Source organism: Acidihalobacter sp. (assembly GCF_037381185.1).
GTDB lineage: Bacteria > Pseudomonadota > Gammaproteobacteria > DSM-5130 > Acidihalobacteraceae > Acidihalobacter_A.
This window is the reverse complement of sequence record NZ_JARRQY010000087.1, coordinates 1-9,684: the sequence shown is the minus strand read 5'-3', so window position 1 is coordinate 9,684 and position 9,684 is coordinate 1. Positions and strand designations below refer to the sequence as shown.

Genomic DNA, 9,684 nt, shown 5'->3' with positions numbered 1-9,684 from the left:
TGGCCCGAATTGCCTGCGTATAAGCAGCATTAAGAGACTTTTTAGCTGGCTTAGTGCCAGGGCAGTATAGGTGGGGTTTTTTGCTCTTTCATAAAATATACATATTCGTAAGAATGTGGGTGCATGGTGGGTTCGGCACGACATTTAGTGCTCATGTGTATTCGAATAATGTGATGGTGGTGGTTTTTTTATAAAAAACGCGACTTGAACGGCATCGTCGTGCGTGGGGAATATCGCCCTGTGGGGTTCTCGAAGCGCCCGAGAAAATCAGCTTGAATCAGCAAGAGAAAGGACTGAAATTGCTTGATTATTTTGAGGGAATGCGTCTCGCAAGATATACATCGTTGTAAGAATGCAAAATAATGCGGAATCCGGCATGGAACTCGATGTCCGGTTTGCCATGGAAATTTATGTTTTCAATAAGTTGGCGGGTATGCGTCGATCAACGGAATGGCTTTATGAGCGAGCCTTTCGAGGCCCGTCGGGGTGGGGGGATATTCGCAATGCATAGAGGAGCCCTGATCGACAAAATGGTTGCCCTGGCGGCTGGAATCATGGTGGCTGCTGTGAGTCTGAGTGTCGTAGGCGCACGTAGTGCGGAGGCCGTTGCCGGCCAATTGCCCACCGTGACGCTCATGGTCGGCGGCATCGACAAGCAGATATACCTGCCGTATCAGCTGGCTCACGACCTGGGGTATTTCAGGAAATTCGGCGTTCATATGGTCCTCAGTTCCGAACATGCGGGCGGTGTGGGCGCCGAGGACGCGATGGCTTCCGGGCAGGTCGACCTGGCCGGTGCCTGGTACGTGCACACCATCGACTTTCAGATGCACGGCAAGAAGATCATCGATATCGTGCAGCTCAGCGGCGCGCCCGGCGAGCGCGAAATGTGTGCAACCGGTTCAGGCGTAAAAACGCCGGCGGACTGGAAGGACAAGGCGGTCGGCGTTACGGACATCGGCTCGGGGACGGACGATCTGACGCTGTATTTGGCCTATCGCTACCACCTCACTTCGCAGGACTTCACGCGCATCGGCGTCGGCGCCGGCAAAACGCTGATCAGCGCGTTGAAGCATGGCCGCATCGTCTGCGGCATGACGACGCAGCCCACCGTCAATGCCGTGGAAAAGCTTGGCATTGCCTATTCGGCGATCAATCTCGCTTCCGGGGCGGGAGCCAGGAAATGGCTGGGCGGGTTCTGGCCGACGGCCAGCGTGTTGGCACGCGCCGACTGGGTCAAGGAGCATCCGCAACTGACCCAGGACGTGGTCGATGCGATGGTCGCCACGATGCACTGGATCCATACTCACAGCGCCGCGCAGATCGCCGCGCACATGCCGGAAAGTTTCGTCAGCACGCCGCTGTCGACCAGAGCGGAATACATTCACGCATTGGCGCAGGACAAGGGGCAGTTCCTGCCCGATGGCCTTATGCCGGCGGGCGGTCCGCAAACGGTGCTCGCGGTGGAGAAGCTGGCCGGCAAGATCATCAAGCCGGTCGATCTGTCGATCACCTATACCAACAAGTACGCCATCCGCGCGAACGAGTTGCTGGCCAAGGGGCGCGGTACTTCGCATTGACCGTGTTGCCGGCCGCCCCGCCGGGTGCGGACCCTGCGGTTGAAGTGGCAAAGCCGGCTTTCGAGGCTGTCCTGTCCGTCGGATCCGGTGCGGCTCATGTCGCGACCGGCCGCCGCCGACGGGCGAAGATAGCGCTGACCATCAAGCCCGGATGCGCCGAATCCAGGCGCAGCTCCGCGTCATGCAGGTCGGCTACGGCCTTGACCAGACTCAGCCCCAGGCCCGTGCCGCCGGAGGTGCGGCTCTTTTCCAGACGATAGAAGCGGCGCAGAACCCGCTCGTGCTCGTTTTCGGGAATGCCGGGGCCGTTGTCCGCGACCGTGACCCGCACGGTGTCATCGTGGGCCGTCGCGCTGCAGTGGATACTTGAACCCGCAGGACAATACCGGATCGAGTTCTCGATGAGATTCGACAGCATCTGCATGAGCAGTTCCCGGTCGCCCATGATGTCGGCCTTGGCGGTAGCGGGCAGCGCGACCGAGAAACTCTGGCCCGCATCCCGCGCCACTTCCCGGTAGACCTCGTCCATCATCGTGAGCAGGGCGGAAATGTCGACGGGCTTGAACGCGGTCTTGCGTGCGCCGGCTTCGATTTGGGCAATGCGCAGCAAGGCGTTGAACGTCCGGTTGACCTGATCGACTTCCGCTGCCGCACTTTCGAGTTCCGCCGCTACCGGCTGCGAACGCTCCTGCTTGTCGAGCGCTTCGGCGATGGTCATTTTCAGGCGGCTGAGAGGCGTTTTCAGGTCATGGGCGATGTCGGCGCTGACCTGCTGCATGGTTTCCACCGAAGCGGCGAGTCGATCCAGGGCGCTGTTCAGATCCCCGGACAGCTGTTCGATGTCGTCGTTTCGTCCCGACAGGGGAACCCGGGCCGCCAGTTCCCCCCGCGATACCCGGTCCATGGTTTCCCGAACCGCGTCGAAGCGCCGCTGCATCCGATGGGCGATCAGGCTGCCGCCGACGACTGCCAGCAGGACCGCGACAACGAACGCCCATTCGAAGCTGGTCTGCACGAGGCGGCCGAGGTAACCGAGTTGCTGGAACTTCATGCCGACGACCAGGCGGACCTTGTTGCGGACGATACCGGAGTAGACGCGGTAGCGCCTGCCGCCGGTGAGGCCCAGCTGCGCGCCGTCGACCGATGACCAGCCCGGCGTTATCGCCAGCGACAGGGCATGCACGTTGCCCCCCAGCACCTGTCCCCCCGGTCCTATGGCGATGAACAGCCAGTTGTGGCCCAGGGTTTCCTGAATATAGGCGTGGAGTGTGTTGACGAGATTCGTGGCTCCACCATGGCCATAGCTGTTCTCGAGTGCCGTGTAGACGTTGTGGATGTCGTGATCACGGTGATTGAACAGTTGCCATTTCAGCAGTTGGCTGGCGGTTGCGCCGGCCAGGAATACCGATACCGTGCTCAGGACGGCGTAGGTCAGCGCCATTCGAATCGCGGTGCTGTGCAGTAGCCTAGCCGGGCGCACGAAGCGTGTATCCGCAGCTGCGCACCGTATGCAGCAAGGGCTCACCGAAGGGTTTATCGATTTTCGCGCGCAAGCGGCTTATGTGGGTTTCGACGATACTGGTCTTTGGATCGAAATGAATGTCCCATACCTGTTCGAGCAGCATGTTGCGGGTCAGGACCTGGCCGGCGGCCCGCATCAGAACTTCGAGCAGCAGGAACTCCCGGGTCTGCAGAACGATGTTCCGGCCGGCCCGTTTCACGCTGCGTTTGACCAGGTCCATCTCGAGGTCGGCTACCTGTAGCGTCGTTACCTTCGCCGGCGCGGCGTGTCGGCGCGTGAGTGCCTTGACCCGCGCCGCCAGCTCGCTGAACGCGAAAGGTTTTGTCAGATAATCGTCCGCGCCCGCCTCTAGCCCCGCCACCCGGTCGTCGATGCCGTCGATGGCGGTCAGATAGATGACGGGCACGATGCTGTTGGCCGCCCGCAGAGCCTTGACCAGGGACAGGCCGTCGAGCGTAGGCAGCATGCGGTCGACGATGATGACGTCGTAGCTCCCATGGACTGCTTCCTCCAGGCCCGCTTTGCCGTCTTCCACTACGTCGCAGACATGCCCTTTCTCTTGAAAACCCTGCGCGACATGGCTGGAGGTCTTCTTGTCGTCTTCAATCAACAACAGATGCATCTACGGAGCACACCATCGAATCCCGATAAGCAGATATTGTAGTCCCCCGGATACCTTGCCAGTATTGGTTACGCAATGCCGCCAGCGTGGTGATCGGCCTTCGGCGTGTCGGATTCGAGTATCTGCAGCCGCGCGCGCTGGGCGGCTCTTATGTGTCGTCTGGCGGCCTGTTCGGCGCTTTGCGGGTCACGCGCCCGGATGGCCGCGAGTATGGTTTGGTGTTCGGCGAGGGCTTTTGCCGCTCGTCCCTCTACTTTGTAGGTAGTCGCGCCGAGAATGGCCATCGAATCGCGCAGCGCGTTGAGTGAACGCAGCAGATAGCGGTTGTGCGCGGCGTGGTAGATGGTGCCATGGAAGCGGCGGTTGAGCGTGGCGCGCCGCTCGGGATCTTCGCCGGGTTGGCGCTCCTCGGCGAGGATGTCCTCCAGCAGGTCGATTTCCGCGTCCGCAGCGTGGCGCGCGGCGAGTCCGGCTGCGGTCCCTTCCAGGACTTCCCGCATCAGGTACAGCTCTATGACCGCCTGCTGGTCCAGCCGCGCGACGGTCATGCCGCGGTACGGTTCGGTGGTCAGAAGCCCTTCGTTCTGCAACCGCCTGAGCGCTTCGCGCACCGGCGTGCGACTGATGCCGAACTGCTCCGCGAGCTGCGTTTCGCGCATGCGTTGCCCGGGCTTCAGGCGGCCGTCGAGCAAGGCCTCCAGCAGGCGGCGGTAGGCGAGTTCCGAGCGCGGCAGTCCGTCGTGCGTTTCCGGGTGGTTGTCGGCCATCTCAGTCTCCGTTCGAGTTTGGTCCGTCCGCGCGTTCGCCGGCGTATTGCAACAGCGCGGCGAAGCGGTACACGGCATGGACGAACTTGCCGTAGGGTAACGTGGCGAACAGCGCGAGGACGATGCCCAGGTGCAGCACCAGCAGCGTGCCCATGGCCGGGGTGGCGCGCAGCGCGAGCAGCAGCAGGCCGCTCAGCGCGGTGAGGAACAGCAGCGCGAGGAAGGCGACGTCCATGCCGAGCATGCGGCGCATGGCCGGCGCCGGGTCGGCGATGAACTTCAGCGCGAACAGGCCGGCGCTGCCGATCAGCAGGCCGATGCCGCCGAGGGTGCCGAGCACGACCGGCAGGCTGAAGACCGGGTACGGCGCGGGTCGGCCGAAGGCGTAGTCGTTGAGCGTCGCGACACAGGTGGCGGCGAAGCACAGCGCAAAGCCGTAGAGCATGCTCTGGTGCAGCCAGCGGCGGGTGTTGGAATAGGCTTCGCCGCGGTCGTTGCAGCCGTCTCCGCCGCCGCCCAGATAGCGCAGGCTCAGGGTGTCGGCGAGCGCCTGGCGCAGGCGCGGCGCCCTCTGCGCGCCGCGGCCGGCCGGCGCGGTCGCGCGCCGGTAGCGCAGCGCGCCCAGGCCGAGGGCGAGCAGGGCGAGCAGGCCGATGCCGCCGGCCGCGCCGACCATTGCCGCATGCGGCACGACCGCGTAGAAAGCGTCGGCGCCGCGATGGGCGGTGAACAGCGTTTCGGGGGAGATGAACGCCGCAGCGAGCGCGAAGGCGAGCGCCAGCGCAAGGATCAGGACCAGCGACACCAGCACGCCGTTGCGCCGGAACACGCCGCCGAGGCCTTGCGGCCAGGCGTATTTCTCGTAGGTGTCGGCGCGCAGGTCGGCCATGGCGCGCGGCACGTTGACGCCGAATTCGTGCGGTAGGGCGTACTGGCAGGCGTAGTAGCAGGCGCCGCAGTGGTGGCATAGGTTGGCCAGGTATTCCAGGTCGGCGTCGGCGAAGCCGCGGCGCTGGGTCATGGCCGGGAACACCGCGCAGTAGCCTTCGCAGTAGCGGCAGGCGTTGCAGACTTCCATGACCCGGCGGGCTTCGTTCAGGGTGTCAGCTAGCGGCATGTCGTGCGGCCTCCTGTCCCGCGATGCGTCCGAAGACCGTGCCGATGGTCATGCCGATGCCGGCGAGATAGCCGCGGCCGAGGATGTTGCCGGCCATGATCTCGCCGGCGGCGAAGATGTTGGCGGACGGGCGGCCGTCGTCCATGAGCAGGCGTGCGCGTTCGTCGACGCCGACGCCGAGATAGGTGAAGGTGATGCCGGGGCGCAGCGGATAGGCGTGGAACGGCGGCGTGTCGAGCGGGCGCGCCCAGTGGGTCTTGGGCGGATCGAGTCCTTCCGTGGCGCAGTCGTCGAGGGCGCCGGCGTCGAAGCGCCCTGGGCGTACCGCGGCGTTGTAGTCGGCTACCGTGCGTTCGAGCACAGCGGCGTCGAGGTCCAGTTTCCCGGCCAGTTCGCGGAGGCTGTCGCCGCGTATCGGCGGGAACAGCGAAGGCATGAAGTCGCCGGTCATCTTGGCGTCGATCAGCGCGTAGGCGGTCTGCTCGGGCTGGCGTGCGACCAGGCGGCCCCAGATCGCGTAGCGCTTGGGCCAGAAGTCTTCGCCCTCGTCGTAGAAGCGCCGGCCCTCGCGATTGACGACGATGCTGAACGGCACGCAGTCGAGGCGCGTGACGATGCCGCCGTCGTAGCGCGGCGCGCGCGCGTCGATCGCCACCGCATGGCATTGGTCGGGTTCGCCCACGCGCCGCGCACCGCGCGCGAGCAGGGTGCGCAGCACGGCGCCGCGGTTGAAGGTGGTGCCGCGGATGAGGAAGTTGCGCGTGGCAGGTCCCCAGGCCTCTTCCAGCCATTCGAGATTGGATTCGAAGCCGCCCGCGGCGGCGATCAGCGTGCGCGCCTCGATGCGTTCGGGGAAGCCGCGGCGGCGCACCCGCGCGGCGTGGAAGCGGCCGTCTTCGATCTCCAGGTCGAGCACTTCGGTGTCGTAGCTGATCTCCACGCCGAGGCGCTCCGCGCTGAGGTAATAGGCGTTGAGCAGGGCCTTGCCGCCGCCGCGGAAGAAGGCGTTGGTGCGCCCGAGGCTGAGCGTGCCGCTCAGCGATGGCTGGAAGCGCACGCCTTGCTTGCGCATCCAGTCGCGCACGTCCGCGGAGGCGCGGATGGTCATGCGCGCCAAGCGTTCGTCGGTCGCGCCTCCGGTGACGCGCTGCAGGTCGTCCCAGTATTCGGACTCGGGATAGCGCCCGGTCAGCACGTCGGCCGGCTGCTGGTGCATGCAGCGCAGATTGCGGGTGTGGCGGCTGTTGCCGCCGCGTTCGGCGCGCGGCGCGTGTTCGAGCACCAGAAGGCGCCGCGCGCCGGCTTCGCGCGCGGCCAGCGCGGCGCACAGGGCCGCGTTGCCGCCGCCGAGCACGAGCACGTCGGGCATGTCGGTGGCGTGTTCGGACAAGACCGTGTCCGTCGGGAGCGGCGCGTTCATCAAGTGTCTCTCGGCAGGAAGTATGGAATGCTATGTGTGGCGCATATTGTATACAAAAGTATACATTTAGAGTGGGGCTGAGCCATTGTCAAATGGTGCGATGATCCGGGGGCACTTTGCTGCGTTGAACCAATGGCCATGGAATATGTTCAGACTAGAATCACTCCCGAGCCGTCGCGGATCGTTGGAAACCGCAGTGCGGCATGTACAAGATCGAGGTAGTGCCATGGAATCGGTTCTTATTTCTCCGGCTTAGGCCGGTTGCGAGGTTGCAATGCAGGACGCAGAAATTCCGCAGGGCAAGGCGCCCGCCGCCACGGAGCGGCGGGCAGTCTGGGCCAGTGCGCGCAAGGATATGGCGGGCACGGCGCTGGGCGAAAGCCGGGTGTGGTTCACGCTGGCGCAGGGCATCGTCAGCGAGGTGTACTACCCGCGCATCGACATTCCGCAGATCTGCGATCTTGGCTTCATCGTCGCTGACGAGAAGGGTTTCTGGGTGGAACTCAAAGGCGGCGACTATGCCGTCGAGTGGTTGGATACGGATATCCCGGCCGCGACGATCACCCATCGGCACGAATGCTTCGAACTGCGCCTGCGGGTGTGCACCGATCCGCGTCGCGACGTGCTGCTGATCGATCTGGAACTCGATGGTGACGAAGCGCTGCGCCCTTATGCGCTGCTCGCCGCCCGCCTGGGTGGGGACGCGGAGAAAAACCGAGCGTGGACGGGCGAGTGGGACGGGCGCCGGACGCTGTGGGCCGAGCAAGGACCTTTTGCGCTCGCCCTGCAGTGCCGAGACGTGTCCGGGCGCGCGGCACTGGAACGACGCTCGGTGGGTGAGGTTGGCGCGAGCGACCTGCGGCAGGACTTCGAGCGCGACGGGCGCATGCGCAGGCAATACGCCGAAGCCGGCCCCGGCGACGTCGTCCTGGGGGCCGGTCTGCCGCGGCGCTGCACATTGGCGGTGGGCTTCGGCAGCAGCCGCGAGTCGGCCGATACGCTGGCCTGGACCAGTCTGGCCGGCGGTTTCGAGGCGGCCTGGGGGGCATATGCGGAGGGCTGGCGGCAGTGGCGCGACGCTCGTCCCTGGCGTGCGCTGGACGCCGGCGATGTCGGCCCCGAGGCGCTGGCCCTGCTGCGGCGTTCGGCCAGCATCCTCAAGATCCACGAGGATCGCACCTACCCGGGTGCCATGGTGGCGAGCCTGGCGGTGCCGTGGGGCGAGGTGAGCGAGAGCCGTGGCGGCTATCACTTGGTGTGGTCGCGCGACTTGGTCGAATCCGCCGGCGCGCTGGTCGCGCTGGGTGCCTACGATACCGCGCGCGACGTGCTGGCCTATCTCGTCGCGACGCAGCAGGCGGACGGACACTGGCTGCAGAATCAGTGGCTGGGCGGCAAGCCGTTCTGGCAGGGCATCCAGCTTGACGAGACCGCATTCCCCGTGCTGCTTGCAGGGATGCTGCAGGCCCGTGACGCGTTGGGCGAGGTACCAGTGGCGGACATGGTGGCCGGAGCGTTGCGCTTCATTCTGGCTGAAGGGCCCTGCTCGGGGCAGGACCGCTGGGAGGAGGACCCCGGCGTCAACACGTTCACGCTCGCCATCGTCATCGCCGCCCTGGTCGAAGGCGCGCGGTTCCTGGAGGGGCGGGCAGCCGATCTGGCGCTGATGGTCGCCGATTACTGGAACGCCTGCATCGAGGACTGGTGCTGGACGGACGACACCCAGCTGGCGCGCGACCTGGGCGTGCCTGGCTATTACCTGCGGGCCGCGCCGGCGGCGGTGCTGGTATGCGAGGGTGCCAAGGCCGAGCATCTGTTCATCAAGAACCGCGCGCATGACTACGACCGTCCCGCCGACCAGCAGATTTCGACCGATTTCCTGCAACTGGTGCGCTACGGTCTGCGCGATGCCCACGATCCGCACGTCACCTCCACCGTCGAGGTGGTGGACAGGCTGCTGCGCACGGAGACGCCGAACGGGCCGGTCTGGCATCGCTACAACGGCGACGGCTACGGCGAGCACAGCGACGGTCGTCCCTTCGACGGCACCGGCCGCGGCCGCGGCTGGCCGCTGCTGACCGGTGAGCGAGGACACTACGCCTTGCTCGCCGGCGAGGACGTCATGCCCTATGTGCACGCAATGGCGGCGATGACCGGCCGCGGTGGACTGCTGCCGGAACAGGTCTGGGATGCGGCGCCGATGCCGGAGCGCGATCTTCAGCCGGGTCGACCCACCGGCGCCGCGATGCCGCTGGTGTGGGCGCATAGCGAGTTCGTCAAGCTGTGCCTGAGCGTGCAGCAGGGTAGCCCCGTCGATGCGCCGCGGGGTGTGCGGGAACGCTACGCCGGACGCATTCCGGAGCTTGACTACGTGCTGTGGCGGTTCCGTCAGCGGCCGCGCCGTTTGCGTGCGGGGCAGGAGCTGCGACTTCTGTTGTCTGCGCCGGCCATGGTGCACTGGGGGGTGAACGGCTGGCAGAACGTGTGCGATACGCAGACCGAGGACTGGATGCTGGGACATCTGGCGCGTGTGCCGACAAGGGACCTCGCCGCCGGAACACGCATCGACTTCACCCTGCGCTGGCAAGCGGACGACCGCTGGCAGGGCGAGAACTTCTCTATCGAAGTGGCTCCTGCGTGAACAGTCGCCATTGCG

The 9,684-nt window shown here is 65.4% G+C and carries 7 protein-coding genes; 2 read left to right on the top strand and 5 right to left on the bottom strand.

Features of this window, described 5'->3' with window-relative positions:
- The first annotated feature begins 503 nt into the window (after nucleotides 1-503).
- Nucleotides 504-1,580, top strand: a complete 1,077-nt coding sequence (locus P8014_RS19575; RefSeq protein ID WP_337819013.1) for an ABC transporter substrate-binding protein — start codon at nucleotides 504-506, stop codon at nucleotides 1,578-1,580.
- Nucleotides 1,581-1,674: 94 nt separating this feature from the next.
- Here P8014_RS19575 and P8014_RS19570 read toward each other — a convergent pair whose 3' ends face one another.
- From P8014_RS19570 to tcuA, 5 genes are all read right to left on the bottom strand, one after another.
- Nucleotides 1,675-3,021 (bottom strand): HAMP domain-containing sensor histidine kinase, encoded by a 1,347-nt coding sequence (locus P8014_RS19570; protein ID WP_337819012.1) that lies wholly within the window; start codon nucleotides 3,019-3,021, stop codon nucleotides 1,675-1,677.
- Nucleotides 3,022-3,046: 25 nt separating this feature from the next.
- Nucleotides 3,047-3,724 carry a response regulator gene (locus P8014_RS19565; RefSeq protein ID WP_337819011.1) on the bottom strand — a complete coding sequence of 226 codons (678 nt, stop codon included), beginning with the start codon at nucleotides 3,722-3,724 and terminating at the stop codon, nucleotides 3,047-3,049.
- Nucleotides 3,725-3,792: 68 nt separating this feature from the next.
- Nucleotides 3,793-4,491, bottom strand: a complete 699-nt coding sequence (locus P8014_RS19560; RefSeq protein WP_337819010.1) for a GntR family transcriptional regulator — start codon at nucleotides 4,489-4,491, stop codon at nucleotides 3,793-3,795.
- Nucleotide 4,492: 1 nt separating this feature from the next.
- Nucleotides 4,493-5,608: a tricarballylate utilization 4Fe-4S protein TcuB gene (tcuB, locus tag P8014_RS19555; protein WP_337819009.1), complete on the bottom strand. Its 1,116-nt coding sequence runs from the start codon at nucleotides 5,606-5,608 to the stop codon at nucleotides 4,493-4,495.
- On the bottom strand, nucleotides 5,595-7,028 hold the full coding sequence (tcuA, locus tag P8014_RS19550) for an FAD-dependent tricarballylate dehydrogenase TcuA (RefSeq protein ID WP_337819008.1): 1,434 nt from the start codon (nucleotides 7,026-7,028) through the stop codon (nucleotides 5,595-5,597). Before tcuA ends, tcuB begins: the two co-directional genes overlap by 14 nt.
- A gap of 274 nt (nucleotides 7,029-7,302) precedes the next feature.
- Between tcuA and P8014_RS19545 the strand changes: the two genes are divergently transcribed.
- Nucleotides 7,303-9,669 (top strand): glycoside hydrolase family 15 protein, encoded by a 2,367-nt coding sequence (locus P8014_RS19545; RefSeq protein ID WP_337819007.1) that lies wholly within the window; start codon nucleotides 7,303-7,305, stop codon nucleotides 9,667-9,669.
- The last annotated feature ends 15 nt before the right edge of the window (nucleotides 9,670-9,684 follow it).